General features: G+C 32.8%; 29 protein-coding genes and 3 pseudogenes. 18 read left to right on the top strand and 14 right to left on the bottom strand.

Going from position 1 to position 25,249, the window contains the following annotated elements; genetic code table 11:
* Nucleotides 1–59: 59 nt before the first annotated feature.
* Together N3Z16_RS06715 and hisS are read left to right on the top strand one after the other, a co-directional pair.
* Nucleotides 60–671: a hypothetical protein gene (locus tag N3Z16_RS06715; protein ID WP_282485893.1), complete on the top strand. Its 612-nt coding sequence runs from the start codon at nt 60–62 to the stop codon at nt 669–671.
* Nucleotides 668–1,927 carry a histidine--tRNA ligase gene (gene hisS / locus N3Z16_RS06710; protein ID WP_282485892.1) on the top strand — a complete coding sequence of 420 codons (1,260 nt, stop codon included), beginning with the start codon at nt 668–670 and terminating at the stop codon, nt 1,925–1,927. Before N3Z16_RS06715 ends, hisS begins: the two co-directional genes overlap by 4 nt.
* Nucleotides 1,928–2,052: 125 nt before the next feature.
* On the opposite strand, the gene N3Z16_RS06705 is transcribed toward hisS, so the two are convergent.
* Together N3Z16_RS06705 and infA are read right to left on the bottom strand one after the other, a co-directional pair.
* Complete coding sequence (locus N3Z16_RS06705; RefSeq protein WP_282485890.1) at nt 2,053–2,382, bottom strand: HesB/IscA family protein; 330 nt, start codon at nt 2,380–2,382, stop codon at nt 2,053–2,055.
* 84 nt (nt 2,383–2,466) lie between these two features.
* On the bottom strand, nt 2,467–2,682 hold the full coding sequence (infA, locus tag N3Z16_RS06700) for a translation initiation factor IF-1 (protein ID WP_223938448.1): 216 nt from the start codon (nt 2,680–2,682) through the stop codon (nt 2,467–2,469).
* A 253-nt stretch (nt 2,683–2,935) separates the two neighbouring features.
* On the opposite strand from infA, the gene N3Z16_RS06695 reads away from it, so the two are divergent.
* The gene (locus N3Z16_RS06695) at nt 2,936–3,190 is read left to right on the top strand and encodes a hypothetical protein (RefSeq protein WP_282485543.1); all 255 of its coding nucleotides are present in this window, start codon (nt 2,936–2,938) and stop codon (nt 3,188–3,190) included.
* A gap of 73 nt (nt 3,191–3,263) precedes the next feature.
* Nucleotides 3,264–4,393: pseudogene (locus N3Z16_RS06690) on the top strand (IS91 family transposase).
* Between the two features lie 23 nt (nt 4,394–4,416).
* Here N3Z16_RS06690 and N3Z16_RS06685 read toward each other — a convergent pair.
* Nucleotides 4,417–5,148: a hypothetical protein gene (locus tag N3Z16_RS06685; protein WP_282485889.1), complete on the bottom strand. Its 732-nt coding sequence runs from the start codon at nt 5,146–5,148 to the stop codon at nt 4,417–4,419.
* A gap of 189 nt (nt 5,149–5,337) precedes the next feature.
* On the opposite strand from N3Z16_RS06685, the gene N3Z16_RS06680 reads away from it, so the two are divergent.
* From N3Z16_RS06680 to N3Z16_RS06665, 4 genes and pseudogenes are all read left to right on the top strand, one after another.
* Nucleotides 5,338–5,574, top strand: a complete 237-nt coding sequence (locus N3Z16_RS06680) for a DUF2312 domain-containing protein (protein ID WP_223938446.1) — start codon at nt 5,338–5,340, stop codon at nt 5,572–5,574.
* Between the two features lie 28 nt (nt 5,575–5,602).
* A complete protein-coding gene (locus tag N3Z16_RS06675; protein WP_282485888.1) occupies nt 5,603–5,989 on the top strand; it encodes a rhodanese-like domain-containing protein in 387 nt (128 codons plus the stop codon).
* Between the two features lie 98 nt (nt 5,990–6,087).
* Complete coding sequence (locus N3Z16_RS06670; RefSeq protein WP_282485543.1) at nt 6,088–6,342, top strand: hypothetical protein; 255 nt, start codon at nt 6,088–6,090, stop codon at nt 6,340–6,342.
* A gap of 73 nt (nt 6,343–6,415) precedes the next feature.
* Nucleotides 6,416–7,545: pseudogene (locus tag N3Z16_RS06665) on the top strand (IS91 family transposase).
* 211 nt (nt 7,546–7,756) lie between these two features.
* Here N3Z16_RS06665 and N3Z16_RS06660 read toward each other — a convergent pair.
* Entirely contained in the window at nt 7,757–8,746 is a 990-nt protein-coding gene (locus tag N3Z16_RS06660) for an Mrp/NBP35 family ATP-binding protein (RefSeq protein ID WP_282485887.1), read from the bottom strand.
* A 91-nt stretch (nt 8,747–8,837) separates the two neighbouring features.
* On the opposite strand from N3Z16_RS06660, the gene hflK reads away from it, so the two are divergent.
* From hflK to N3Z16_RS06635, 5 genes are read left to right on the top strand one after another with little or no spacing between them, the layout of a single operon-like run.
* A complete protein-coding gene (gene hflK, locus N3Z16_RS06655) occupies nt 8,838–9,902 on the top strand; it encodes an FtsH protease activity modulator HflK (RefSeq protein ID WP_282485886.1) in 1,065 nt (354 codons plus the stop codon).
* A 28-nt stretch (nt 9,903–9,930) separates the two neighbouring features.
* Nucleotides 9,931–10,788 (top strand): protease modulator HflC, encoded by an 858-nt coding sequence (gene hflC / locus N3Z16_RS06650; RefSeq protein ID WP_223938442.1) that lies wholly within the window; start codon nt 9,931–9,933, stop codon nt 10,786–10,788.
* A 3-nt stretch (nt 10,789–10,791) separates the two neighbouring features.
* The gene (locus N3Z16_RS06645) at nt 10,792–12,264 is read left to right on the top strand and encodes a Do family serine endopeptidase (RefSeq protein WP_282485884.1); all 1,473 of its coding nucleotides are present in this window, start codon (nt 10,792–10,794) and stop codon (nt 12,262–12,264) included.
* Nucleotides 12,265–12,286: 22 nt separating this feature from the next.
* The gene (gene trhO / locus N3Z16_RS06640; protein ID WP_282485883.1) at nt 12,287–13,111 is read left to right on the top strand and encodes an oxygen-dependent tRNA uridine(34) hydroxylase TrhO; all 825 of its coding nucleotides are present in this window, start codon (nt 12,287–12,289) and stop codon (nt 13,109–13,111) included.
* Complete coding sequence (locus N3Z16_RS06635; protein WP_223938439.1) at nt 13,108–13,737, top strand: winged helix-turn-helix domain-containing protein; 630 nt, start codon at nt 13,108–13,110, stop codon at nt 13,735–13,737. Before trhO ends, N3Z16_RS06635 begins: the two co-directional genes overlap by 4 nt.
* A gap of 218 nt (nt 13,738–13,955) precedes the next feature.
* Here N3Z16_RS06635 and N3Z16_RS06630 read toward each other — a convergent pair whose 3' ends face one another.
* The 5 genes and pseudogenes from N3Z16_RS06630 to N3Z16_RS06615 form a co-directional block, all read right to left on the bottom strand.
* Nucleotides 13,956–14,489 carry an inner membrane-spanning protein YciB gene (locus N3Z16_RS06630; protein ID WP_282485882.1) on the bottom strand — a complete coding sequence of 178 codons (534 nt, stop codon included), beginning with the start codon at nt 14,487–14,489 and terminating at the stop codon, nt 13,956–13,958.
* Nucleotides 14,482–15,300 carry an FTR1 family iron permease gene (locus N3Z16_RS06625; protein ID WP_282485880.1) on the bottom strand — a complete coding sequence of 273 codons (819 nt, stop codon included), beginning with the start codon at nt 15,298–15,300 and terminating at the stop codon, nt 14,482–14,484. The genes N3Z16_RS06630 and N3Z16_RS06625 overlap by 8 nt, the downstream gene beginning before the upstream one ends.
* The gene (locus N3Z16_RS06620) at nt 15,293–15,652 is read right to left on the bottom strand and encodes a cupredoxin domain-containing protein (protein ID WP_282485879.1); all 360 of its coding nucleotides are present in this window, start codon (nt 15,650–15,652) and stop codon (nt 15,293–15,295) included. The genes N3Z16_RS06625 and N3Z16_RS06620 overlap by 8 nt, the downstream gene beginning before the upstream one ends.
* 181 nt (nt 15,653–15,833) lie before the next feature.
* A complete protein-coding gene (locus N3Z16_RS11000; protein ID WP_410519611.1) occupies nt 15,834–16,007 on the bottom strand; it encodes a hypothetical protein in 174 nt (57 codons plus the stop codon).
* A gap of 125 nt (nt 16,008–16,132) precedes the next feature.
* Nucleotides 16,133–17,062, bottom strand: a pseudogene (locus tag N3Z16_RS06615) (IS630 family transposase); the annotation flags it as partial.
* Nucleotides 17,063–17,154: 92 nt separating this feature from the next.
* Between N3Z16_RS06615 and N3Z16_RS06610 the strand changes: the two are divergent.
* The 4 genes from N3Z16_RS06610 (at nt 17,155) to N3Z16_RS06595 (ending at nt 19,513) form a co-directional block, all read left to right on the top strand.
* Nucleotides 17,155–17,454 carry a transposase gene (locus N3Z16_RS06610; RefSeq protein WP_282485684.1) on the top strand — a complete coding sequence of 100 codons (300 nt, stop codon included), beginning with the start codon at nt 17,155–17,157 and terminating at the stop codon, nt 17,452–17,454.
* Between the two features lie 7 nt (nt 17,455–17,461).
* Entirely contained in the window at nt 17,462–18,280 is an 819-nt protein-coding gene (locus N3Z16_RS06605; RefSeq protein ID WP_282485683.1) for an IS3 family transposase, read from the top strand.
* A gap of 152 nt (nt 18,281–18,432) precedes the next feature.
* Nucleotides 18,433–18,909: a helix-turn-helix domain-containing protein gene (locus tag N3Z16_RS06600; RefSeq protein WP_282485878.1), complete on the top strand. Its 477-nt coding sequence runs from the start codon at nt 18,433–18,435 to the stop codon at nt 18,907–18,909.
* Complete coding sequence (locus N3Z16_RS06595) at nt 18,824–19,513, top strand: IS630 family transposase (protein WP_282485877.1); 690 nt, start codon at nt 18,824–18,826, stop codon at nt 19,511–19,513. Before N3Z16_RS06600 ends, N3Z16_RS06595 begins: the two co-directional genes overlap by 86 nt.
* Here N3Z16_RS06595 and N3Z16_RS06590 read toward each other — a convergent pair.
* The 5 genes from N3Z16_RS06590 to N3Z16_RS06570 all read right to left on the bottom strand — a co-directional run bounded on the left by N3Z16_RS06590 (nt 19,510) and on the right by N3Z16_RS06570 (nt 24,466).
* On the bottom strand, nt 19,510–20,862 hold the full coding sequence (locus N3Z16_RS06590) for a carboxypeptidase M32 (protein WP_282485876.1): 1,353 nt from the start codon (nt 20,860–20,862) through the stop codon (nt 19,510–19,512). The genes N3Z16_RS06595 and N3Z16_RS06590 overlap by 4 nt on opposite strands.
* A gap of 174 nt (nt 20,863–21,036) precedes the next feature.
* Complete coding sequence (locus tag N3Z16_RS06585) at nt 21,037–21,441, bottom strand: hypothetical protein (protein WP_282485875.1); 405 nt, start codon at nt 21,439–21,441, stop codon at nt 21,037–21,039.
* Between the two features lie 139 nt (nt 21,442–21,580).
* Nucleotides 21,581–22,492 carry a ribose-phosphate diphosphokinase gene (locus N3Z16_RS06580; RefSeq protein ID WP_282485874.1) on the bottom strand — a complete coding sequence of 304 codons (912 nt, stop codon included), beginning with the start codon at nt 22,490–22,492 and terminating at the stop codon, nt 21,581–21,583.
* Nucleotides 22,455–22,997, bottom strand: a complete 543-nt coding sequence (locus N3Z16_RS06575) for a GNAT family N-acetyltransferase (protein ID WP_282485873.1) — start codon at nt 22,995–22,997, stop codon at nt 22,455–22,457. Before N3Z16_RS06575 ends, N3Z16_RS06580 begins: the two co-directional genes overlap by 38 nt.
* Before the next feature lie 44 nt (nt 22,998–23,041).
* Entirely contained in the window at nt 23,042–24,466 is a 1,425-nt protein-coding gene (locus tag N3Z16_RS06570; RefSeq protein WP_282485872.1) for a phosphomannomutase/phosphoglucomutase, read from the bottom strand.
* Between the two features lie 40 nt (nt 24,467–24,506).
* On the opposite strand from N3Z16_RS06570, the gene tsaB reads away from it, so the two are divergent.
* Nucleotides 24,507–25,202, top strand: a complete 696-nt coding sequence (tsaB, locus tag N3Z16_RS06565) for a tRNA (adenosine(37)-N6)-threonylcarbamoyltransferase complex dimerization subunit type 1 TsaB (protein ID WP_282485871.1) — start codon at nt 24,507–24,509, stop codon at nt 25,200–25,202.
* The last annotated feature ends 47 nt before the right edge of the window (nt 25,203–25,249 follow it).

Genomic DNA, 25,249 nt, shown 5'->3' with positions numbered 1-25,249 from the left:
AAATAACTAAAGGCAACTTAATTAAGTCTAAGGGATTAACGGTAGAAGATTTCATGAATTTGGCAAATAGTCTTATTGATATAAAAAACACCAAATTCAGTACTAATTTAACCTATAAAATTGAAGATTCCATTACTGACGCAAACCTACATTTCGGTATTAACGAATATAGTATGGATTTAGCGATTAGTAATAAAGACAAGGAACGCTATAATGGTATGTTAACATTATCTGATCCTTTTAAAATCATAAATGCAAAAACAAAATTTGCTCATGAAATAGTTTTACCACTAATAGAAAAAATAAGCGGTGATGATAAAAGCAGTTTAGATATTATGCAAAAATATGTTAGTAATATTGAAAGTAATGCTTTTGAAGCTCTGAGGGTTTTCAATAAAATACCGGAGTTAACCCAAGGAGATAAATTTGAAACAGATTTCAGTTATGAGCCAAAAAGCTTTAGCCTTAAAATCAATAATAAATCATTCTGGGAAATTATTACAGACGAGAAAATAGTTAAGTTTCTCAGAGGGTTTTATACTCAAGAAGATAATCAGGCCTTACCAGCAGCAGAAGCTTCTCTGGAAGATCATCAGGAGTCAGTACTGCCTAATGAAGAAATTTCGGCAAGTTCGACAAATAATAATAGCCAAGATAACCCTACCCCATGACCGATAAACTGCAATCACTAAGAGGAATGAAAGATCTCTTCGGCGAGGATTTCGAGCTTCATAGCTACATCATAGATACTGCCCGAAAAATAACTGCCTTATATTGTTATGAGGGGGCAAGTACCCCTATACTGGAATACACAAAAGTTTTTGATCGTACACTTGGCGATAGTTCGGATGTTATCAGCAAAGAAATGTACAGTTTCCTAGACAGAAGCGGTGAAAGTGTAGCCCTTAGGCCGGAATTTACTGCAGGTATTATGAGAGCTTTTATTTCGAACGGACTTCAGCAGAAACTCCCGTTAAAATTATTTTCTCATGGTCCGGTATTCCGGTACGACCGTCCTCAAGCAGGAAGACAAAGGCAGTTTCACCAAATTAATTGTGAATATATAGGGTCTGGTGAACCGTATTCTGATGCTGAGAGTATTAAACTTGCCTTACATTTACTTCAAGAGCTAAATATCCTTGATGATATAACACTGGAAATAAATTCCCTGGGTTGTCAAAATTCAAGGTCTTTATATCAGGAAGCTCTAATCAATTACTTTAGTAAATATGAAAATGAGCTCTCAAGCGATAGTAAGGAGAGATTAAGAAAAAAGCCTCTTCGTATACTTGATTCAAAAGATGAAAACGATAAAAAAATAGCAACAGGAGCTCCTTTTATTGCTGATTATTATACAGCGGAATCAAAGGCTTATTTCGATAAGGTACTTGATTATTTAGGTATTTTAAATATTAATTATAAGCTAAATCCACGATTAGCACGGGGTCTTGATTATTATTGTCATACGGCGTTTGAATTTACGACTGATAAATTGGGCTCTCAAAACGCAGTAGGTGGGGGCGGACGTTATGATTATCTATGTAAATTGATGGGAGGAACAGATGTACCTGCCATTGGTTTTGGTTTAGGTATTGAACGTTTAGCTTTAATGATGCTGCTCAAAAATTATCAAAGCAAAAAATTAGCACCGCTTTATCTAATTCCGATTGGACAGGAATGCAAAAATTATATTATTAGACTAGCTGATTTCTTAAGGTCTCATTCTATTCCAGTTGCAATTGAACTAAAAGGTAAAGTACAAAAAAGAATGGAAAAAGCACTAAAGGATGGAGCTAATTATATTGTATTTGCCGGTGCTGATGAGATACAAAGCAATAGCTTCAAATTAAGGTTTTTAGATAAAAAAGAGGAACAAACAGTTTCAGCCCAGCAGCTCTTAGACCTTATAAAAATTACATATAATTAGTATAATTTTTTAAATAAGTTTATTTGCGTAATTCGCTCTAACAAACTCTAGCATTCTTAAAAGTTTAGTAAAAATTAGGCATTTTTTTAAAGAGAATATAGGGCTTATTTATTGTAACAACAAACCTAAACGTTAAATGAATTACCGCAACCACATTTCGCAGTTGCATTTGGATTGGATATTTGAAAATAAGCACTTCCCAATTCTTCAATAAATTCTAATTTGCATTTCTCTAAAAACTGTTGAGATAAAGGATCTATGGCGATTTTTACTCCATATTTTTCTAAAACAAAGTCATCATCATTTACCTTATCAATCAAATTGTAATCATACATAAAGCCTGAACAGCCTCCACTATCTACAGCCACTCTAATAGCTATTTTACTGTCTGGTTCATTCTTTAGAAGTTCAGAAATACGGAGAGCTGCGCTCTGGCTTACATCAAAATTTATCATTTATTAAGAGCAGATTTAGTATTTTAAGATAAGTTCCAGGTAATTTTAGCACCTTAAAAAAACTTCAACAATTCTTAGGTTAATTTAGCTGCGATGTATAACCCTACCTTTTGTTAAGTCATAGGGGGTCATTTCTACCTTAACTTTATCACCAGCTAAAATACGAATACGATTTTTTCTCATTTTACCAGAAGTATGAGCTATAATTTCATGTCCATTTTCAAGGATAACCCTAAAATGAGCATTGGGTAAAAGCTCTAATACTTTCCCGTCGAATTGAAGTAATTCTTCTTTTGCCATTGTTTTTGCACATAAATTATGCTGAAACTATAGCAAATATCAGCTTCTAAAACAAGGGATAATTTACTTACAAGCCCAGTAATTTCAGAATTTTTTAATTACAAGATAAGCCACCTATCGGTGGCAGCTTAAAAGAAGATACCCTTGACCGATAAATATTTATGGAGGATTATAATACTGGTATTTGATTTGTTTTAACTTGAGTTATAAAGACTGAATGTTAGACATACATAAGATAATATATAATTGAGTTATGAGTAACTTGCACTCTGAGCAGCATTTGGTCAATGAATTAGCGGTAAAAACTCTTAAGGCCATTTCTAAAGAGCAAGCAATTCCTTACAGCAGGATCAAAAAGATTTTTTCCGAAGGAGATAAGGAAATAGCCAAGGCTTTCTGGATAATGTTGCGAAAAATATCTCCCAATCATAAGTATAATTCTGTTTACTATTGCCCTGATTGTAAAGAATTTGATTTAGAACGCAAAGGAAGAAAGATTCCTTGGTAAGAAAACATTAACTATAAGTAATTTATGGAAATAGTCGGTAAAGGAATATCTATAAAACATATTTTTCTAGACCGTGGTAATTGGTCTCGATTTCGCTAAAAAATACGGCAAGCTAAGATACGGCATTATTTTCAACGTCACTAAAGTTATATCGTGTGGAACGAAATATTTAGGATTTAAACGTTATAGCTGCCGTGATTGTAACCGCAATAAATCGGTAGCATTCAGCTGTAAAGGTAGGTTTTGTTCTCGTTGTGGTAAGAAACAAACGGATCAATGGGTGAGTAAGGCTAGCAATGTTCTACCAAAAACACGATGGCAGCACATTACATTTACAATGCCGGACTCTTTATGGCCGATATTTTGGCTCAATCGTGATCTGTTTGGATTGATTTCCGGTATTGCAGCAGGAATTATTAAGGAGATAGCTACAAAGAAAAATCTTGTGGTTGGTATATTTACTGCCTTACACACTTTCGGTAGAGATTTAAAACGCAATGTTCATATCCATTTATCGGTTACTTGCGGCGGTATAAATAGCAAAGGCAAGTGGCAAAAATTATTTTTTCCTGCCGAACCTATTAAAAAAATGTGGAGACATAGAGTCCTTGAGTTATTTCGCTTTCAATATATCTCAAGTAATTTGAAGTTGCCGTCCGCATATCAAAATGCTGAGAATTTTAATAACTGGATGAGTAGTTTATACGAAATCAGTTGGTATGTTTATTTACAAAAACCATCGGATGATCATAAACGCAACATAGAATATTTAGGGCGGTATATAAAACGCCCCCTATTTCCGAGACAAGAATAGAAAATTACGACGGAAAGCAGGTAACGTTTAAATTTCTTGATCACTATAATAATACAATTGATCGCATAACTATGCCCGTGATGCAGTTCATAGCTAGTCTGATTATGCATATACCAGATCGTTATTTTCGAATGATTAGGTATTACGGTTTTTTATCTAATAGAACTAGGGGCGTACAATTACCTATCGTATATAAGGCAATTAATCAAATCGTTCATAAGAAAACTAAGCTCATTAGTTGGAGATTAATGATTTGGTTGAATTTTAAAATAGATCCTCTGTTTTGCTATAATTGCAATAAATGTATGAATCTGCGGCAAGTTTATTACGGTTTATCTCCGCCATTGTTATTAATAAGAACCAATGAATTATTATCAACGCCTAGATAACATCATTATGGCGAACACTTCTTTCACGTCTTGGCCACATAATTTGTAAAACTGAACCTATTTTTAGATAGATTCTGGCAGAGATTTTTGTAAAAGTGTTGATAATTTCTAATATTGTGGCTGGTAACTACATATTTATTAAACGAATTTTTAAAAAGCTGATTGATGATTTTTCTGGTTGCAAATTTTGAATTTCCTATACTATAAAATAATCTCGTTTTAAGGAGGTTATTATTAGACTCAAGGCCTAGCAATTCATTTTTACTTAATAAGCTTGGAAAGTTTTCAACACATATAATAAAACCATTACAGTCGATACCTTGTGCTAATTCCGCAATATATAATACATATTTTCTATTATTAATTGTGGTATTTAGCACTACAATATCTTTAGTTTTAAATTTTTCTTTGAGAGAGATTAAATTACCCGGAAGAAAATTATAAACTTCTTTCTTTAATAAACTAATAGCTCTGGTTTTAAATTCCATATGGATTGAATCAATTACCATAATTTCTTCTAAATTATAATATTCTTTTATAGATAACATTAATTCAATGCAAAAATTCTCGCTGGAACTATATTGTGTACTGTGCCCAAGGTTTTTGTACAAAAATTTGAGTTCTAAGTATAATTGCATTAAGCTTAAATTTTTTCTGTCTAATCCTTTTTTCCATTCAACAGTTGTTTTAAAAAGCAGATACAAAACAACTATTGATAAAGCAATATAAATTTTGCTGACAATATCTATCTCCATAGATTTTATAATTATATTAAATGATTTTAAGCCCAATTGCATTAAACTATAAGTTTAATAGGCTAGTATAATTAAATAGTTTAAACTCTAGTCCCAAGCAATATATTTTATATAAAATCACAAGCTTTTAGTGGTTTTTTGTTTTAAATGTGTTTATAAAAAACATCATAATTAATAAAGAGGATTTTTATGGCTGAAATAGTAGCAAAAGATCAACTGAAGCAATATATAGACAGAATTGAACGACTAGAAACTGAAAAAAGCGCATTACTTGATGACATAAAACAGGTTTTTGATGAAGCAAAAGCTAACGGTTTTGATGTTAAAACAATGAAACAAATAATTAAGTTAAGAAAACTTGATAAAAATAAATTAGCTGAGCAAGATGCTATATTAGAGCTTTATAGGCAAGCTTTGGAAGTCTAGTATTATAAGTAAATCAAGAAAGGCAGAAATGATGGCAGAAATAAAAACTCTAGATCCCAAAACATTGAAATTTTGGCTGGATAAAAATGAGGTGATACTGGTTGATGTCCGAGAACCACTCGAGTATAAAGAAGCACATATTGAAAAAGCTATTAATATACCATTATCTCAACTTCCTGCAAAAATTCATCAGCTTCCTGATTTAGGAGAGAAGAAAATAGTTTTACAGTGCAAATCCGGTATTAGATCAATGATTGGATGTCAGACCTTAAATAAAGAAGGTTTTCAGTACAGTTTATGGAATCTTGAAGGTGGAATTCACGCTTGGTCTTCTTCAGGATTCCCAATTATGACGCTAAAACAAGATAAGCCACCTATCGGTGGCAGCTTAAAAGAAGATACTCTTGACCGATAAATATTTATGGAGGATTATAATACTGGTATTTGATTTGTTTTAACTTGAGTTATAAAGACTGAATGTTAGACATACATAAGATAATATATAATTGAGTTATGAGTAACTTGCACTCTGAGCAGCATTTGGTCAATGAATTAGCGGTAAAAACTCTTAAGGCCATTTCTAAAGAGCAAGCAATTCCTTACAGCAGGATCAAAAAGATTTTTTCCGAAGGAGATAAGGAAATAGCCAAGGCTTTCTGGATAATGTTGCGAAAAATATCTCCCAATCATAAGTATAATTCTGTTTACTATTGCCCTGATTGTAAAGAATTTGATTTAGAACGCAAAGGAAGAAAGATTCCTTGGTAAGAAAACATTAACTATAAGTAATTTATGGAAATAGTCGGTAAAGGAATATCTATAAAACATATTTTTCTAGACCGTGGTAATTGGTCTCGATTTCGCTAAAAAATACGGCAAGCTAAGATACGGCATTATTTTCAACGTCACTAAAGTTATATCGTGTGGAACGAAATATTTAGGATTTAAACGTTATAGCTGCCGTGATTGTAACCGCAATAAATCGTTAGCATTCAGCTGTAAAGGTAGGTTTTGTTCTCGTTGTGGTAAGAAACAAACGGATCAATGGGTGAGTAAGGCTAGCAATGTTCTACCAAAAACACGATGGCAGCACATTACATTTACAATGCCGGACTCTTTATGGCCGATATTTTGGCTCAATCGTGATCTGTTTGGATTGATTTCCGGTATTGCAGCAGGAATTATTAAGGAGATAGCTACAAAGAAAAATCTTGTGGTTGGTATATTTACTGCCTTACACACTTTCGGTAGAGATTTAAAACGCAATGTTCATATCCATTTATCGGTTACTTGCGGCGGTATAAATAGCAAAGGCAAGTGGCAAAAATTATTTTTTCCTGCCGAACCTATTAAAAAAATGTGGAGACATAGAGTCCTTGAGTTATTTCGCTTTCAATATATCTCAAGTAATTTGAAGTTGCCGTCCGCATATCAAAATGCTGAGAATTTTAATAACTGGATGAGTAGTTTATACGAAATCAGTTGGTATGTTTATTTACAAAAACCATCGGATGATCATAAACGCAACATAGAATATTTAGGGCGGTATATAAAACGCCCCCTATTTCCGAGACAAGAATAGAAAATTACGACGGAAAGCAGGTAACGTTTAAATTTCTTGATCACTATAATAATACAATTGATCGCATAACTATGCCCGTGATGCAGTTCATAGCTAGTCTGATTATGCATATACCAGATCGTTATTTTCGAATGATTAGGTATTACGGTTTTTTATCTAATAGAACTAGGGGTGTACAATTACCTATCGTATATAAGGCAATTAATCAAATCGTTCATAAGAAAACCAAGCTCATTAGTTGGAGATTAATGATTTGGTTGAATTTTAAAATAGATCCTCTGTTTTGCTATAATTGCAATAAATGTATGAATCTGCGGCAAGTTTATTACGGTTTATCTCCGCCATTGTTATTAATAAGAATCAATGAATTATTATCAACGCCTAGATAACATCATTATGGCGAACACTTCTTTCACGTCTTGGCCACATAATTTGTAAAACTGAACCTATTTTTAGATGGATTCTGGCAGAGATTTTTGTAAAAGTGTTGATAATTTCTAATATTGTGGCTTGTAACTACATATTTATTAAATGAATTTTCAAAGTTTTGATTAACAATTTTTCTGGTTACAAATTTTGAAATTCCTATACTATAAAATATTAGATTGTAAAATCTAATAGATCAAAATACTTTTCAAGAGCTAGCCCTTTATCACACGATGCAGATAATTCTGGAATTAAGGCTATTTTAGCTAGAAGAGGTAAAGTATAATCACTTGCAATTTGTTTACCGCTATTACCGGAGAATATGGTAATTTTTTCTGAACTTGGAGCAAAATAACCACTCATATTCTCGATTATACCAATTATTGGTACTCCAAATTTTCTATATAAATTTATGGTTCTTTGCACATCAATTGCCGAAATTTTTTGTGGAGTTGTTATCATTATTACTCCAGCAGTTACATAATTTTGTAATAAACTCAAGTGTATGTCACCAGTACCGGGGGGAGTGTCAATTATCAAATAATCAAGCTGTCCCCAATTAGTTAAGGAAATAAGTTGATACAGAGCTTTGCTCGTCATAGGCCCCCTCCAACTAATCGATGATAAAGGATCAGTAATGAAACCGATTGAGTTTACTTTAACATTATAATTACAAAGAGGAATCATTCTCTTATTTACTAACTCTGGTTTCCCCTTAAGATCAAAAATGCTGGGGATGGAAGGACCATAAATATCTGCATCAAGCAAGCCTACTTTTTTTCCTTGGCTGGCAAGTTTTTGAGCAAGAAGTGCTGCTATTGTTGACTTTCCCACTCCTCCTTTACCTGCAGCAATCAAGATCACCTTCTTAATGTTATCAAGTATTATTTTGGAATTTTCTTTTTTTGGTTGGGCCTGTTTATTTTCAGAACTAGTTAAAACAATATTGATTCTCTCAATGTCAGCAATCTTTTCTAATTCGTTTATTATATGATTTCTAACCTCTTGTGCTTCTTCTAAGGCAATTCCATTAATATCTAAGGCAAAACCTGCCTCTTTACCTTTAATGATGATTTCTGAAGCTCGTTCACTAGCTTTAGAATTGTCGGAAAAGCAGATATTTGCAATTTTTGTTTGAATCTGTGTCTTAATTAAAAGCGGCATGCTTGCAATATTAAATAATATTATTATATTATTATGTTGTTAGTTTCTACTTAACTATATATTATTTACCACCTAAACGATAGTTCAAATAATGAAAAAATACATATATCAACACACTTTTAAAAAATCTCCTTGGGAAGATTCTGAGCCAAAAGAAAATATTTTTACTAAGAAACGTAGAGACCAGTTTAACTTTGATAATTTCCAATTTAATTTCAACCCTAAGTCGGTCATCTGGATTTTAGGGGGGATTATATTACTATGGCTTGCTAATGGGTTTTACAAGGTGGAAGAAGGAGAGGAAGCAGCTATTATCAGATTTGGTAAATTTAATAGAACGGCTATGCCGGGGCTAAATTATAAATTACCGTCTCCATTTGAAACGTTGGAAATAGAAAAAGTTGCCCAGTCTAGAAGAATAGAAATCGGTTATAGGTCTAGCGGTAAGTTAAGAAATAGCATAGGAGCTGATTTAAATAAAGATAGAGACATCGCTGCTGAAAGTATAATGTTAACAGGAGATGAGAATATTATTGAACTTAACGTAGATGTAATGTGGCATATATCAAATTTATCTGATTACCTCTTCAATGTTACCGATCCAGAAGAAGCTGTTAAAGCTGTTTCCGAAAGTGCAATAAGGGAAGTAATAGGAAATATGCCTATTGCTTCTGTACTTTCGAATCAAAAACAAGAGATTACTGAAAAAATTGAGGGATTAATAAAGCAGATTTTAGAACAATATAAAATTGGTGTGGCAATAGAGCAGGTAAAACTTTTAAAAGCAGAACCTCCGAAGGAGGCTATTCAGGCTTATAGAGATGTGCAAACAGCAAAAGCAGACAAGGAAAAAGAAATCAATGAAGCACAGTCTTATAGAAATAATATTCTACCAAAAGCAAGAGGAGAAGCAGCCAAAATTCTGGAGGAATCGGAAGGGTATAAGGTAGAAGTAATTGCTAAGGCAGAAGGTGATGCTTCAAGGTTTAATGCAATATACGAACAATATTTATTGAACAAGGAAGTAACTCGAGGTAGGTTATATTTAGATGCCTTAAAGGAGATATTATATCAGTCTGATAAAGTAATTATGGGTACTGAAGGGGTATTACCTCATATGGCAGTAAAGCCTAAGGCTTCCACAAATAGTCAGTAAAATTTACAAAAGCTAACAGGTTATAAATATGAACAAGATACATTACGTCGGATTCGCAGCATTTGCTTTTTTAATGATTCTGTCTGGATCTTTGTTTAGCGTTGATCAAAGACAAAATGGAGTGGTATTTCAGTTTGGGGAAGCAGTTAGAGTAATTGAATCTCCGGGGTTAAACATAAAAATTCCTTTCATTCAAAATGTCCAATTCTTTGATAAAAGGATTCTAGATGTAAAAGCTGAGGCAAAGGAGCTTACAGCTTCAGATGAAAAGCGGGTAATTGTAGATGCTTTTGCAAAATTCAGGATTGTAAATACAGTTGAATTTATTAAGACAGTACATAATTACCAAGGAGCTCAACTTCGTCTGAACAGGATTCTAGAATCAGCGATGCGTACCGTAATTGGTAAATTTCCATTAAATACCCTTCTTACTGATAAAAGGGCAAACTTAATGCTGCAGATAAGAGATTTAACGTATTCAGAAGCAAAAAACTTTGGTATTGAAGTAATTGATGTTAGGATTTTAAAAGCGGATTTACCACCAGAAAATAGTACTGCGATTTACATGCGCATGCAAACTGATCGTGAAAAGGAAGCAAATCAGATTAGAGCAGAAGGAAACGAAGAAGCAGCTAGAATCAGATCGAAAGCTGATAAAGAAAGTAAAATAATTTTAGCTAATGCTTACATGGATGCTCAGAAAACTAAAGGTTTAGGTGATGCAGAAGCTGCACATCTTTATAACCAGGCTTATTCAAGAGACTCGGAATTCTTTAAGTTTTATGCCTCCTTAAACACTTATAAAGCTTCATTATCAAAAGAAAATACTCAATTTGTTCTTTCTCCAGATTCTGAGTTTTTTAAATACTTAAGATTAGGAAAATAGCATATGAGGCAGCATTTTATCCAAGGCTTTCTTTTAATCACATTAATTACAAATTGTTTTAGTGGTCTTACTTGGGCTAACAACAAACCAGAGACTCAAGTAACAAGTTTTGCTGATATTATAGAGCCTTTAATGCCGGCTGTAGTAAATATTTATACAATAAAATATAACAAAAGAAGACAATCCAAGGACAATCCTTTACCGGAGTTAATACCTTTTGAAGAATTCAAAGATTTCTTCAAGCAATTTAATATACCTTTTGCCTTTGACTTGTATCCCAATCTGCATGCCATGTCGCTTGGATCTGGTTTTATTATTGACGAAACCGGCCTAATAGTAACAAATTATCACGTTATTGCAGGGTCTGATGAAATACACGTTAAATTATCCGATAATACAGAACTGCCAGCAGTAATTATAGGTAGGGATCCGCAAACGGACTTAGCATTAATCAAAATTAATACCGCTGAAAAATTGCCGTTTGTTTCCTTTGGTAATTCTAATGAAGCAAGAGTTGGGGATGTAGTAATTGCTATAGGTAATTCTCTTGGTTTTGGTGGAACTGTTACTACGGGGATTATCTCTTCTAAAGGAAGGGATCTTGGTTCTGGTATGGATGAATTAGTTGATGATTTTATCCAAACCGACGCAGCGATAAACACTGGAAACTCCGGAGGGCCACTGTTTAATATTGAAGGAAAAGTAATTGGTATTAATACTTCTATTCCTGCGGTAAGCGGCGGTACTAATGTGGGTATTGGTTTTGCAATTCCATCTAATAAAGCACAAAATATCGTGGATCAGTTAAAGAAAAATGGAAAAATAAGCAGGGGAAAACTAGATATAGCTATTCAAGAAAATACGAAAGAACTATCAGAAGCATTAAATATTGATAAAAACTACGGAGTACTAGTCGTAGATGTTAAAATCGGCGGCTCAGGTGATAAAGCTGGACTGAAAAGAGGCGACTTAATAATTGGATTTAATGATAAAGAGGTTTTAAATTCAAGAAAATTACAACTATTTGTAGCTGAGGCTAAAATTGACGAAGAAGTCACGTTAACAGTTATCAGGGATAGTAAAACAATTGATCTTAAAACTCAGATTTCCGAAGTAAAGGATAATGAAGAAGAACAGCAAGAAGAAGAAAATGATGTACCTCTAAAAAATATCAACAACAAAAATTTATTAGAAAAATCAGGAGTTGTTTTTACTAATATAACTGAAGACATAAAAAATAGGTTTTACCTTGATAAAACCATTAATGGGCTTTTTGTTGTTGAAGTCAAAACCAACGATCCAAACATTAAATTAATAGCTGGAGATATAGTACTTGCTATTAATCAGGAGTCTATAAATGATATAGAACAATTTAATTCAATATACAAAAAGCTAAAATCCGAGGACAAAAAAAATGCGATCGTACTTGTAAAAAGAAAAGATTTTAGTATGTTTATGACATTCCCGATTAAATAATGAAGGCTTAAAAAGAATTAATATGGAGAAAACGGATAATTATTTAGATAATACAAATTTAAGCAAGAATACGGATTCTGTGGCTGTTCTTAGTTTTTATAGTTTTGTAAATATTCCTGAGCCAGAAGCTTTACTCCCCAAAATTCTGTTAATTACTAAGAAAAAATATGTAAAGGGTACTATTATCCTTGCAAAAGAAGGTTTTAACGGTTCCATCTCTTCTACCGCAGAAGACGATTTGCATCTAGTTATTAAAACATTACAAGCTCTTACTAATCCAAAGGATATTAGCGTAAAAGTAAACTATTGCAACATCCAGCCATTTTCTAAAATTAAAATAAAACTAAAAAATGAAATTGTTTCCATGAAAGCTGGGGAGATCGATGTAGAAAGATTGAAAGGAGAATATATTGAAACAACTGATTGGGATAAGTTGATCCAAAGAAGTGATGTAATAACAGTAGATACAAGGAATAGCTATGAGGTAAAAGCCGGTACTTTTGAAGGAGCACTAGATCCACATACCGAAAGTTTTAGAGAGTTTCCAGAGTGGGCTAAAAATAATGCTAAATTGTTTAAAAACAAAAAGATAGCCATGTTCTGCACTGGAGGTATCAGGTGTGAAAAATCTACTGCTTACATGAAAGCCCTTGGTTACAATGAAGTGTATCATCTCAAAGGAGGAATTCTGCAATATCTTGAAGATACCAAAAACAAAAATGGAGTTTGGAAAGGAAATTGTTTTGTATTTGACGATAGAGGGGCTGTTGATTCGGATCTATTACCTACTGAAGGATACTGGGTTCAAAAAGGCCAAAATGCTAAGAGTGTTAGTAGAAATAAATGATCAAAGCGCAATTTAAACTGGTTAAAGAAGTAATTCTGCTTACCAGAAGTAATCTGCTTGCTAATTCAATAAGGGATAATTTATTAGATGCTGACTTTTTTTATATATATAACGATTACCAAGCACTTATTAATTTCCATAATAAAATTAATTTATTAATAATAGACTTAAGTGATTTAACTCTTGATAATATCTGGCATCATAAAATCAAGACTATTATAAATTTAACTAGTAAAAATAAATTTTCACAAGATGAGATAAATATTTCTAAACCATTCAGGTTGAATAACTTCTTAAAAATAATACAGGGTGTAAATAATAGCCAGGATATTTTTTGTGTAATTAATAATGATTTTATTTATAACGAGAAATTACATACACTTAGCTCGCAAGAAAACTCGATTAGATTAACGGCAAAAGAAAATAACATTTTTAAGTCTATGTTACTTAGCACAGACTTTAGAATTGAAAAAGAATTTCTTTTAAAAAATGTGTGGAAATACCACGAAAACAGCGAGTCATCTACCATTGACACTCACCTTTACAGGCTTAAAGCCAAACTACCTGATAATATGTTGGAACTTAAAAGTAATAGTTGTCAACTAAAGATTACCTCCCTGGATTAGACACAAGATTACTAGAAGTGTAGCTCTTATTAGGGAAGTCATAAAGGCATCCATGATAACCGATAAATACTAGTATTATTTATTATTCTTTTTTGAATAAAAAACCATACAATTATCGAATTTTTATTATGTTAGATAATAACTAGTTTCGAAGTGATTATCTGGAGTATTCCCATAAAACGCTAAGTGCGGAGAATGGATAAATCTAAAATGTATACTTATGTTTCTATTTTGTTACGTATAATAAAAGGCATTTGAGTAATCATAAATAATAAGGTAATTGGAAGAGCGCCAAAAACCTTAAAATTCACCCAGGTTTCTTCTGTAAAATTCCGCCAAATTACTTCATTGGTCATTGCCATTATTATAAAAAAGAACATAAAGCGGATATTAAGCTGCCGCCATTTTGCCTCTTCCTTAAAGGAAATGGCTTTCCCAAAAACGATTTTAGTGGCGGGCTGCCATTTAAAATTGGTAATCAAAAAAATTAGCGCAAAAACAATATATAACACTGTTGGTTTCATTTTAATAAAAACACTATTACCGCTAAACAATGTTAAGCTAGAAGATATTAGAAGTAACCCAGAAGAAATTATATTAACCATGTTTATCTTCTTTTCCATAACGTAGATAATTATTACTCCAATTACAGAAGCAATAAGCATATATAACGTTGCGGTAAGAACGCCATTATTGCTGTAACCAATAAAAAAGGCCAGTACAGGTCCGAATTCAGCCAAAAACTTAAGCATATTTGCTCTTAGTTAAGAGTGTCCTAATTTTCATCATAGTTAATGTAAACATAATACTTGAAAGGTAAAAAATAATTTGCATACCATTTGGCTTAGAATCATAACCAACTGTAATATGTAGTAACTTACCTACTATACTGTTATTGTCAATTAACCATGAAGTATCCCATAAAGTTTCTCTATACATTTCAATAACACCCACAGAGGTTAATATCCCTGCAGCTTCTGAGGCAAGACCAGCAGCAATAAGTATTAGTAATATAGTAGAAACTTTAAATATATATTTACCTGCTAGTTTTATCAGGCCTGTATATATCACCACACCAACAATAAAACCGCTAATGCTCCCGATAACTAAACCTATTACATATTCACTAGCTGATAAAGAGGCAGAAGATATTCCGTAGACTAATAAAATGATCTCTGCTCCTTCTCTAAAGATCGTACTTGCAACAATCGCAACTAGCAGGGTTTTGCTTGCATTATTTGTAGTTATTTTTTCTGCTAATTTTCCTAAATTATTTTTAATTTTTTGAGTATAACCTTGCATCCATACTACTGTCCAGCTTATTATCACAGCTGTTAGCAGAATAACACTAGAATCAAATATTTCGTCGCCGTAAGTACCATAAACTGTTGTTACGGTTCTAATAAAAAAGGCAAATATAGAAGCCAGAACGATACCGGTCATAGCCCCCATAATAACATAAATTCTAGAATTTTTTATATGACTTGTTGAAGCTAAAATCACGCCTAATAATAAGGCAATCTCAAGGCATTCACGAAAGATTATAATTGCTATTTTAAACATCTTTACTTTTTTCTGTTACAATAATCTTACCTTGAGCGCTTTCTTGATGGAAATCGCCAAAGAACTTGTATTCTCCAGGAGCTAAAGGGGCTAGAACAATCTTAATAGAGCTATTACCAAGGACTATTTTTTCCCTTTTTAAATCAATACTCTCAAACTCTTCTATTGTTGGATCATCGTTATATACGGTAATATTAACCTTTTTATCAGTAGGCAGTTCAACAATATCAGGCATAAATTTATGATCCTTGATGTGAAGATCAACTTTGACTACATCATCATCCGAAGCAATAGAAATCTGTGTTAAGAAAATAATTAACAGAAATATTAGAGATTGACTTTTTTTAACCATAATCTGCCAGTAAAAATTCATTACATGATTGTACAAACATAATGCTAATATATTTTGATTAGCTAATAAATTATCTACCTATAATGATATAGCATTTTAAGCTATCAAACAACGAAATTTATAAATATTAGATGCCAAAAGCTTTTGGGCATCTAGTTATACCTTCTACGGTTTATGCTCACTAAAGATATTTATTTTTTAAATAATTAATAAAAATTATAGGATCAATTTGTTTTAAACCGGTTGATTCTTGTAATAACTCTCGTGAAGATTTTAAAGAACCGTATTGGCGCAAGTTGTTGCTCAAGTAATTGTTTAAACTATCAAAAGTACCTTTAGACAATTCCGTATCCATCTTATTAACCCACCAATTAAATACCCGACATAACTATTGCCAAGAAGGAAGGAATTTGTATAATGCAATAATGTCAAAAAGTGAAGATTTTAGGAAATTATTAACCCACCAATTAAATACCCGACTTAGGCGGCATATTTTACTTCTTTCGCCTGAAATAATCTTTTGATATGTTCTGGGTTATTTTGCAGAGTCCTTAGGTAAGATTTTAAATTCCCTTGGAGTTCAGATTTTGTAAGAGGTATATGTTTCCTATTTACATTTCTTTTTAAATCGTTGTTTAAATATTCATCCGGATTATGTTGCGGAGTATACGGAGGCAGAAAAAATAAAGAAATTTTCTTTTTATGTTTCCGAGTCCATATTTGTACTTTTTTGCTATGATGAACCTTGAGATTATCTAGGATTAAGAAGATTTTTTTCTTGGAGTATTTTACCAACCTCCGTAAAAATTCTATAAATACATTTGTTTTTAGTGTCTCTTCGTACAGCATAAACCTTAGCTTACCGTTATTTGTAACAGTGGATATCATGTTTATACTAAATCTCTTCGATTTATGAATCACAACAGGGGTTTTTCCTTTTAAAGAATAGCTTTGTAATACCTGACACTCTTGTTTTATCCCTACTTCGTCGCACCAATGTATTTCTGCCTTTTCATATTCTGCTTGCTTGGCTATTGACGGATATTCTTCATCTAACCAAAATTGAACCCTTTTGGGTTGCTGCTCATATGCTAACTTCTTTGGCTTTTGTGCAGTATACCCCCATCTTCTTAAATATTCGCCTATTGTACTTAGGGGAAGAAAAAATCCACAATGTTTTTTGATGAGTGCATTAACTGATTTTCTTGACCATAATGCTGATTTGATATTGTGATCTTCTGGTCTAGAGATATTTACGTACCCTTGTATTATTTTACTTTGATCTTCGGTTATAAGCCTTTTCTCTCCTATCTTTCTACCTCTTAACTTCCCACTAATTGCGTACTTGTCGCCTCTCTTTTCCCTCCTTACCCATTCATTTACTGTCTGGCGACTCACTCCTATTAATTCACCTACCGACGATTGATATAATGGTACCCAAAAACTGGACTGCTAAAAATGAAGAATGAGATATAATTTCACAACAAGGAAATGGAAATTATATGTCTAAAAAAGCGAAGCAATATAGTGCGACGGAAAAAACAAAAATTGTTATAGAAGCAATAAAAGCTGAAATGACAATAGCACAAATAAGCAGTAAGTACGGGGTTCATGCAACTCAAATACAAGCATGGAAAAAAAGAGGTATAGAAAATTTAGTTAGTGGTTTTCAAGTTAAGCCGGCAACAAAAGATCCAGACAATCAAGATTTGATAAAACAATTATATGAACAAATAGGACAGTTAAGCGTTGAGCGTGACTGGCTGAAAAAAAAATCTACATTGTTTGGACTTGGAAACTAGGAAAAGTATGATTGATAATAATTGTATAAATCTAAGCATTGTTAGGCAATGCGATCTACTTTTAATTAATAAATCTACTTATTATTACAAGGCAAAAGGAATAACTACAAGAGACTTAGAAATAATGAAAGTAATTGATGAAATCTATACAGAGCATCCGTATTTCGGGGCCAGAAGAATGTCCAAGCATCTTGTACCGTTTGGAATTGTTATTGGTCGCAAAGCGGTAAGTCGTTATTACGGAATAATGTCAATAGAAGCCATTTATCCTAAAATGAATTTAAGCAAGCGCAACCAAGCTCATAAGGTATATCCTTATCTTTTAAAAGGCGTTGAAATTACTAAGACAAATCAGGTATGGAGCACCGATATAACTTATATTAGAATGGCACAAGGATTTGTATATCTAGTAGCCATTATTGATTGGTTTAGCCGTTATATTCTGAGCTGGAAGGTTTCTATTAGCTTAGAAAGTGATTTTTGCATCGACGCACTAGAAGAAGCCCTAGAAAAGCACGGTCAACCTGAGGTTTTTAATACCGATCAAGGTTCTCAATTTACGTCAAAAAATTTCATCTACGAACTTGTTAAACGTGAAATCAAGATTAGCATGGACGGTAAAGGTAGGGCTTTAGATAATGTATTTATTGAAAGATTTTGGCGTTCATTAAAACAAGAAAAAATATATTTGATAATTTTAAATACTGTCAAGGAGGTAAAAAATGCTATAACAGATTACATAACTTTTTATAATAGTAAAAGGATGCACCAATCCTTGGAATATTTAACTCCAGAACAGGTGTATTTAACAAAAATTATTGGCTAATATTATAACGCAAATTATATCTCATAATTTCTGATTTTTAGTCTAGACAAATTGGGCCACCTTATGACTCTCTCCTCTTTTTACTAGTTTTAGAGCAATCTTTCTCATCGACGCTTGTGCGCTTATTGATAATTTCCTAAAATCTTCACTTTTTGACATTATTGCATTATACAAATTCCTTCCTTCTTGGCAATAGTTATGTCGGGTATTTAATTGGTGGGTTAATATCAATAAGCGCACAAGCGTCGATGAGAAAGATTGCTCTAAAACTAGTAAAAAGAGGAGAGAGTCAATCGTCGGTAGGTGAATTAATAGGAGTGAGTCGCCAGACAGTAAATGAATGGGTAAGGAGGGAAAAGAGAGGCGACAAGTACGCAATTAGTGGGAAGTTAAGAGGTAGAAAGATAGGAGAGAAAAGGCTTATAACCGAAGATCAAAGTAAAATAATACAAGGGTACGTAAATATCTCTAGACCAGAAGATCACAATATCAAATCAGCATTATGGTCAAGAAAATCAGTTAATGCACTCATCAAAAAACATTGTGGATTTTTTCTTCCCAAGTACAATAGGCGAATATTTAAGAAGATGGGGGTATACTGCACAAAAGCCAAAGAAGTTAGCATATGAGCAGCAACCCAAAAGGGTTCAATTTTGGTTAGATGAAGAATATCCGTCAATAGCCAAGCAAGCAGAATATGAAAAGGCAGAAATACATTGGTGCGACGAAGTAGGGATAAAACAAGAGTGTCAGGTATTACAAAGCTATTCTTTAAAAGGAAAAACCCCTGTTGTGATTCATAAATCGAAGAGATTTAGTATAAACATGATATCCACTGTTACAAATAACGGTAAGCTAAGGTTTATGCTGTACGAAGAGACACTAAAAACAAATGTATTTATAGAATTTTTACGGAGGTTGGTAAAATACTCCAAGAAAAAAATCTTCTTAATCCTAGATAATCTCAAGGTTCATCATAGCAAAAAAGTACAAATATGGACTCGGAAACATAAAAAGAAAATTTCTTTATTTTTTCTGCCTCCGTATACTCCGCAACATAATCCGGATGAATATTTAAACAACGATTTAAAAAGAAATGTAAATAGGAAACATATACCTCTTACAAAATCTGAACTCCAAGGGAATTTAAAATCTTACCTAAGGACTCTGCAAAATAACCCAGAACATATCAAAAGATTATTTCAGGCGAAAGAAGTAAAATATGCCGCCTAAGTCGGGTATTTAATTGGTGGGTTAATAATATTTTGTTTTTTGGCACGATTCATAACCATACTAGAAATTATAGCCCCGTTAGTATAAGAAGGAAAATAACCAATCATACCCGCCGGCCAGTGTATATCCTGCAGGCAGCCATTTGAATAAGAATCCGGCGTAATACCAAGATACTCTTTCATTTTACTGTTCCATAATTCCGGCAAGTCAGCGGCTTTTATTTTACCATTTATTATTTGCTGTTCAATTTCAAAACGCAAAATAACATGTAACGGATAGGTTACTTCATCTGCATCTACCCTAATAAAGCTAGGATGTACTCTTGTCATTAATTTATATAGATTTTCTCCTGAATATTCTGCTCCGCTAATGCTAAATTCGTCTTTTAGTAATTGTGCTAAAAATTCGGTAAACTCTAAAGAAGTACAAGCTTGCATCTCCATAATCAATGATTGGCTTTCATGAAAAGCCATTCCCTTAGGTTTTCCTACTGGTTGATTAATGTATTTTTCAGGTAGATTTTGTTGATACAAACCGTGACCGGTTTCATGAATTACTGCAAACAGGCTAGATAAAAAATTATTCTCATCATATCTTGTAGTAATTCTTACGTCAAAACGTCCTCCTATACAAAAAGGATGTGTGGATTTATCTAACCTGCCTCGATTCAAATCAAATCCCATTTTTTCCAGAACTTTTACACCTATAGCTTTCTGGGTACTTTCATCTATCGGTTTAGTTAATTTTATGAATTTTTCGGAGGATTGCTTTTCAGCTATTTTAGCAATTAACCCGGGTAATTCTTTTTTTAGAACATTGTAAACACTGGTGATTTCTGATACTTCCCTTTCTGGATCAAAACTATCAACTAAACTATCGTAAATAGGTTTTCCAAGTTTTTCAGATTTAGCAGTAGCTATTTGAATACAAGTATTAAATACCCTATCTAAATAAGGAACTAAAGTTTTAAAATCGTTTTCAGCTCTGCACTTGCGCCAAGCAAATTCTGATTCCCCTGAAGCTATCGAAAACTCATATTTCATTTCCGGAGTAATACAAACTTCTTCTTCATAAGATTTTTTGATAAGTTTCAGATTTGCTTTTTGCCAATCATCTAAAAAATCCTGCTCAGGCAAAGCAGCTTCTATCAAATCACCGAATTTTTGACTAGTACTCATTTCATGAATCAAAGATTCAAGTGTAGCCATTTCTTGTTGTCTTGTTTTGGCAGATCCGGATCTTAGCATAGTTGCGGAATCCCAGTGTACAAGAGATGAAATATTGCTTAAATGAGAAATCTGTTCAATTTCTTTTTCTAATTTTAGGTAGTTATTAATTTTATTAGACATAAATATAAGAAAATCTTCTGAAGATGTTATAATAAATATAGGTAAGAGGACTTACAGCTTATAATTTTATCCAAAACCTGTCAACTATAGACGGTGATATTCAACTAACCATTAGCTTACAGTTTTTTTCTTACAGCCCTATTTATACAAGTCTTAGGGCTAATTGCGGAAGTGTTAATTATCCTCCAATTCAGTATCTACCCTATAATATGATTCGTCAATTGTTGAAATTTTCTGGTCTTTTGATATGTGCAATATTGAGACCACGTGAAAAATACCAGCTTTCTCAGTTACAAGCTCATATTGTATTGTAGCTGTGATCCCATCTGCAGAAATAGTTTGTTTTTGCAATACAGCACCCCAACTACCATACATTTCCTTAAGTTCTACCAAAAGTTTTTCTAATTCTTTGTATCCTTTTGCGAAGATCTGACCATCCTCTATACATACTATTTCAGGTGTAAAAAGCTCTTTTATTTCTTTAATGTGAGTTTTAGACTCAGATTTACCTAAATTATCTTGGAATTGAAGATATTTAGTTATTAAATTACCAGTTGTAATATCCTGGGCAGCTTTCACAAAATTGTTTAGGCTTAGGCTAATTATAATGATAGTGAAAAAAATTACAGATTTTTTTATATAAAGCATTTTATAAAACAGGTTAATTGTTAATTAAAGTTATAGTATAGCTTGTATAATATGTTTTTGCAAAAATCAATTACAACTTGTGCGTTAACAATTCATCAATAAATACAGTTACAAATTTATCAGGTAAGGAAGTATGATAAATTGAATCTGAAACAAAAATTTTATCAATTGGAGAAAGCATGATTTTTTCTTTTGCATTTCCTGATAAAACAGGATGAGTAACATACGCTTCTATAGCTAAGGCCTCATGCTCTTTTAGCAACTGGGCAGCTTTGCATAAAGTATTTCCACTATCTACTATATCATCAATTATAATACATTTTTTATTTTTAACGTTACCAATTATTTTAGACATAAAACATTCGTTGTTAGTATCACGATATTTATTAATAACTGCTAGATCCTTGCCGAAAAGAGAACAAAAGTTACGAGCTCTAGCAATCCCACCTATATCAGGCGAAACCACAACTATCTCCTGGCTGTTTTTATAAAAAGGGAAAAATATACTTGCTGGATCAAAGTTAAAAATTGGAACATTAAATACACCTTCTAATTGTTTTGAATGAAGGTCAAGAGTTATAATTTTTGTTATTCCTGCACCTTCCAAGAGCTTAACTACCAAGCTTGCAGATATCGGACCATGTTGATAGGTGGAACGGTCTTGCCTGCTGTAACCAAAATATGGAATTACACCGATTATATTCCTTGCCCCAGCTCTTTTAGCCGTATCTATTAAAAGCAATAGCTCCATAAGATGATCATTAACAGGAGAAGAGGTAGATTGCACTATAATCACATCTTCTTCGATCTTATCTTGAACTTCTACTCTTAATTCACCGTCACCAAAATTTCTGATTTCGGTATTAAGTAGCTTATAACCTGTATTTTCAGCGATTTTCTTAGCTAGCAGCTTATTGCTTGATCCTGAAATGATTTGCATAATTTTAGTCCCTTTCGCATAACATCCAGGTAATTTTACCACCATTTACTTTTTTAATCACTGTAAATCCTGTTTTTGTATAAACTCTAATTGCACGAGTATTAGCAGTATCCGGATCAACAAATACATGCTTAAATGAAGGAAAAACGTATTGGTGTAAAAAATCGCTTAATGCTTTAGTTCCAATACCCTTACCGGCAAATTCTACTTCGCCAATATACCAATCAACGCCAGCACAAGAGATAGGTAATTCCGAAATGTCATAGCCTTGTTCCCGCGGAAAGTCATGAACATTATAATATTGGATATAGCCGATTGGGATTTCCTCAAAAAAAATGATAAAAGCCCACATAGACTTTTTAATTATTTTTTCCTTACCCTGAAGTTTTTTATATCCCTTAATATAATGACCGTATTTCTCCTCAACCAACTTCATCGTCCATTTAACATCCTGATCCCACCATGCCTTTACATGAGAAGTCTCTAGCCATGTTAGCAACAAATCCAGATGGGATTTACTTAATGGCTTGAAGGTAATAATGCTCATCTTGGTTACAAAAATTGGATTTGAAGATAGATAATCAATTTAAATTAAATTTCTAAATTAATATTATATTTAGATAATATCCCCTTAACTTCATTTTTTATAATTTCTAGTCCCTCTTCGCTCGAGGATTCAAACCGAGCAATAATAGCCGCCCCAGTATTTGAAGCCCTAAGCAACCACCAACCATGCTTAGTGGTAACGCGTAAACCATCTATATCAACAAAATCAATATTTCGGTTTTTAATTAATTCTTTAACACTATCAATTATTTTAAATTTTATTTCGTCATTAACAGCTAATTTTATTTCTGTAGTATTATATACTTTTGGCAAATTCTCTATCATATCATCGATTGATTCCGAAGAGTTTGACATAATATCGATTAACCGAGCAGCAGCATATAAACCATCATCATATCCATAATATTCATCAGCAAAAAATATATGCCCACTCATTTCTCCAGCTAACTTTGCGCCGGATTCTTTTATTTTAGCTTTAATAAATGAATGTCCGGTTTTCCACATTATTGGAACACCTCCGATTTCCTTTACATAATCAAATAGTACTCCGCTTGCTTTAATATCAGCAATTATTTTCGCCCCAGGTGATTTTGATATTACATCTTTTGCATATAAGCAAAGGAGCTGATCACCGGGAACAAAGCCTCCCTTCTTGGTAATGATTCCTATTCTATCAGCATCTCCGTCAAAGCCGATCCCAACATCACAATTATTCTCTAAAACATAATTTTTTAATTGGTCTAAATTCCGAGGAATAGTCGGATCTGGATCATGCCCAGGAAAATTGCCATCAATTTTCTCGTTAATGATAAAAGTTTGGCCAGGTAATTTTCTACATAAAATTGAAACGAGCTCTCCGGCTGCTCCATTTGCCGGATCAAAAGCTATTTTTAGGTTTTTACTAATTTTCCTATTTAATAATATTCTATCTATATATTGCTCTTTAAGGTCAATACAATCTTGAACATAATTATCTTTTATTTCAAGGGCGGGCCAGTTAAATTCTTCTATCTGTTTTCTTAAATCCTGAATCATTAAACCAAAGAAAGGGGCATTATTTTTCACCATTTTAAAACCGTTATCGTCTTTTGGGTTATGAGACCCAGTAACCATAATGCTCGCAGGAGCAGAGAAGATTTTATCAGCAAAATATAAAGTAGGAGTGGCAACTAAACCTATATATTTAACATTTGCTCCTGTTGCTCTTATCCCTTGCAACAAAGCGTTACAAAGTTCCTCAGAACTCAGCCGCCCATCTCTTCCTACACAAATAAAATTTGATTCCGCTTCCTTCTGACTTGATAGGATAATTCGTGCAAAGCAGAAGCCAATTTTATATGCTATTTCAGGAGAGAGGTCGTTATTGCTATTGCCTCTGATATCGTAAGCTCTAAATATTGCTGGATTAATCATATGTTTTTCTTTAAATTTGATTCTTAAATTACACATACTATACAAATAAATTTGGGTTTTTAAAATATTAATCATTGTGAAACCGGTAAATCGTATACTTGCTTTTGATGTTTCTAATAATAACTGTAGTGTGGCTATTTCAGCTGGCCAGGAGATTCTTGCCTATGAAGAAGACTTAAGACCATCTATGCAGGCAGAAATTCTAATTTTATTAATTGAAAGAGCGTTACAATCAATAAATTATGATTACCAAGATATTGATTATTTGGCTCTTACTAATGGGCCAGGAAGTTTTACAGGAATTAGGATTGGCCTAGCTACAGCAGAGGGTATTTTAATATCTACTAACATACAAGGCCTAGCAATTTCGAATTTTGAGATGTCTTATTACCGTTTACAACGCCAGGTAAAATATTTTGATAAAGCAGTGATTTTACTTAATGCTTATAGGAATCAGCTATATTATCAGGAATTTGACCCTGAAAGCAATAAAGGCAAATATGGATTAATTGATATTGATAAGGTTTCTAACTTATTTAGGGATAAAAAAAAGAAAATAGTCTGTACGGGAAGCGGCATGAGTGAAATATATGATCAAATAGAGAAAAACACTAATATTACTATCTTGCCCCGTTTTGCCAGGATTAATGCCACTCAAGTTTGTAAATATGCCGATGAAAAAATAAATAATGGAGAAGTAAATCAAGGTATAGGGCAGTTATATATAAGACCTCCGGATGCAAAAATTCCAACAAAACGGACTATATTTTAATAAACCAGATATATAATTGCAAATCACTAGTGTACAAAAGCACTTCT

The organism is Candidatus Megaera polyxenophila (assembly GCF_029982035.1).
Classification (GTDB): Bacteria; Pseudomonadota; Alphaproteobacteria; order Rickettsiales; family Rickettsiaceae; genus Megaera; species Megaera polyxenophila.
Note: the sequence above shows the minus strand (reverse complement) of the source record. Positions and strands in the feature narration are given on the sequence as shown.

What these genes read in the sequence shown, in the direction of transcription:
- hisS (WP_282485892.1), top strand. Translation starts at nt 668, where the DNA reads ATGACCGATAAACTGCAATCACTAAGAGGAATGAAAGATCTCTTCGGC.
- N3Z16_RS06705 (WP_282485890.1), bottom strand. Translation starts at nt 2,382, where the DNA reads ATGATAAATTTTGATGTAAGCCAGAGCGCAGCTCTCCGTATTTCTGAA.
- infA (WP_223938448.1), bottom strand. Translation starts at nt 2,682, where the DNA reads ATGGCAAAAGAAGAATTACTTCAATTCGACGGGAAAGTATTAGAGCTT.
- N3Z16_RS06695 (WP_282485543.1), top strand. Translation starts at nt 2,936, where the DNA reads ATGAGTAACTTGCACTCTGAGCAGCATTTGGTCAATGAATTAGCGGTA.
- N3Z16_RS06685 (WP_282485889.1), bottom strand. Translation starts at nt 5,148, where the DNA reads ATGGAGATAGATATTGTCAGCAAAATTTATATTGCTTTATCAATAGTT.
- N3Z16_RS06680 (WP_223938446.1), top strand. Translation starts at nt 5,338, where the DNA reads ATGGCTGAAATAGTAGCAAAAGATCAACTGAAGCAATATATAGACAGA.
- N3Z16_RS06675 (WP_282485888.1), top strand. Translation starts at nt 5,603, where the DNA reads ATGATGGCAGAAATAAAAACTCTAGATCCCAAAACATTGAAATTTTGG.
- N3Z16_RS06670 (WP_282485543.1), top strand. Translation starts at nt 6,088, where the DNA reads ATGAGTAACTTGCACTCTGAGCAGCATTTGGTCAATGAATTAGCGGTA.
- N3Z16_RS06660 (WP_282485887.1), bottom strand. Translation starts at nt 8,746, where the DNA reads ATGCCGCTTTTAATTAAGACACAGATTCAAACAAAAATTGCAAATATC.
- hflK (WP_282485886.1), top strand. Translation starts at nt 8,838, where the DNA reads ATGAAAAAATACATATATCAACACACTTTTAAAAAATCTCCTTGGGAA.
- hflC (WP_223938442.1), top strand. Translation starts at nt 9,931, where the DNA reads ATGAACAAGATACATTACGTCGGATTCGCAGCATTTGCTTTTTTAATG.
- N3Z16_RS06645 (WP_282485884.1), top strand. Translation starts at nt 10,792, where the DNA reads ATGAGGCAGCATTTTATCCAAGGCTTTCTTTTAATCACATTAATTACA.
- trhO (WP_282485883.1), top strand. Translation starts at nt 12,287, where the DNA reads ATGGAGAAAACGGATAATTATTTAGATAATACAAATTTAAGCAAGAAT.
- N3Z16_RS06635 (WP_223938439.1), top strand. Translation starts at nt 13,108, where the DNA reads ATGATCAAAGCGCAATTTAAACTGGTTAAAGAAGTAATTCTGCTTACC.
- N3Z16_RS06630 (WP_282485882.1), bottom strand. Translation starts at nt 14,489, where the DNA reads ATGCTTAAGTTTTTGGCTGAATTCGGACCTGTACTGGCCTTTTTTATT.
- N3Z16_RS06625 (WP_282485880.1), bottom strand. Translation starts at nt 15,300, where the DNA reads ATGTTTAAAATAGCAATTATAATCTTTCGTGAATGCCTTGAGATTGCC.
- N3Z16_RS06620 (WP_282485879.1), bottom strand. Translation starts at nt 15,652, where the DNA reads ATGGTTAAAAAAAGTCAATCTCTAATATTTCTGTTAATTATTTTCTTA.
- N3Z16_RS11000 (WP_410519611.1), bottom strand. Translation starts at nt 16,007, where the DNA reads ATGGATACGGAATTGTCTAAAGGTACTTTTGATAGTTTAAACAATTAC.
- N3Z16_RS06610 (WP_282485684.1), top strand. Translation starts at nt 17,155, where the DNA reads ATGTCTAAAAAAGCGAAGCAATATAGTGCGACGGAAAAAACAAAAATT.
- N3Z16_RS06605 (WP_282485683.1), top strand. Translation starts at nt 17,462, where the DNA reads ATGATTGATAATAATTGTATAAATCTAAGCATTGTTAGGCAATGCGAT.
- N3Z16_RS06590 (WP_282485876.1), bottom strand. Translation starts at nt 20,862, where the DNA reads ATGTCTAATAAAATTAATAACTACCTAAAATTAGAAAAAGAAATTGAA.
- N3Z16_RS06575 (WP_282485873.1), bottom strand. Translation starts at nt 22,997, where the DNA reads ATGAGCATTATTACCTTCAAGCCATTAAGTAAATCCCATCTGGATTTG.
- N3Z16_RS06570 (WP_282485872.1), bottom strand. Translation starts at nt 24,466, where the DNA reads ATGTGTAATTTAAGAATCAAATTTAAAGAAAAACATATGATTAATCCA.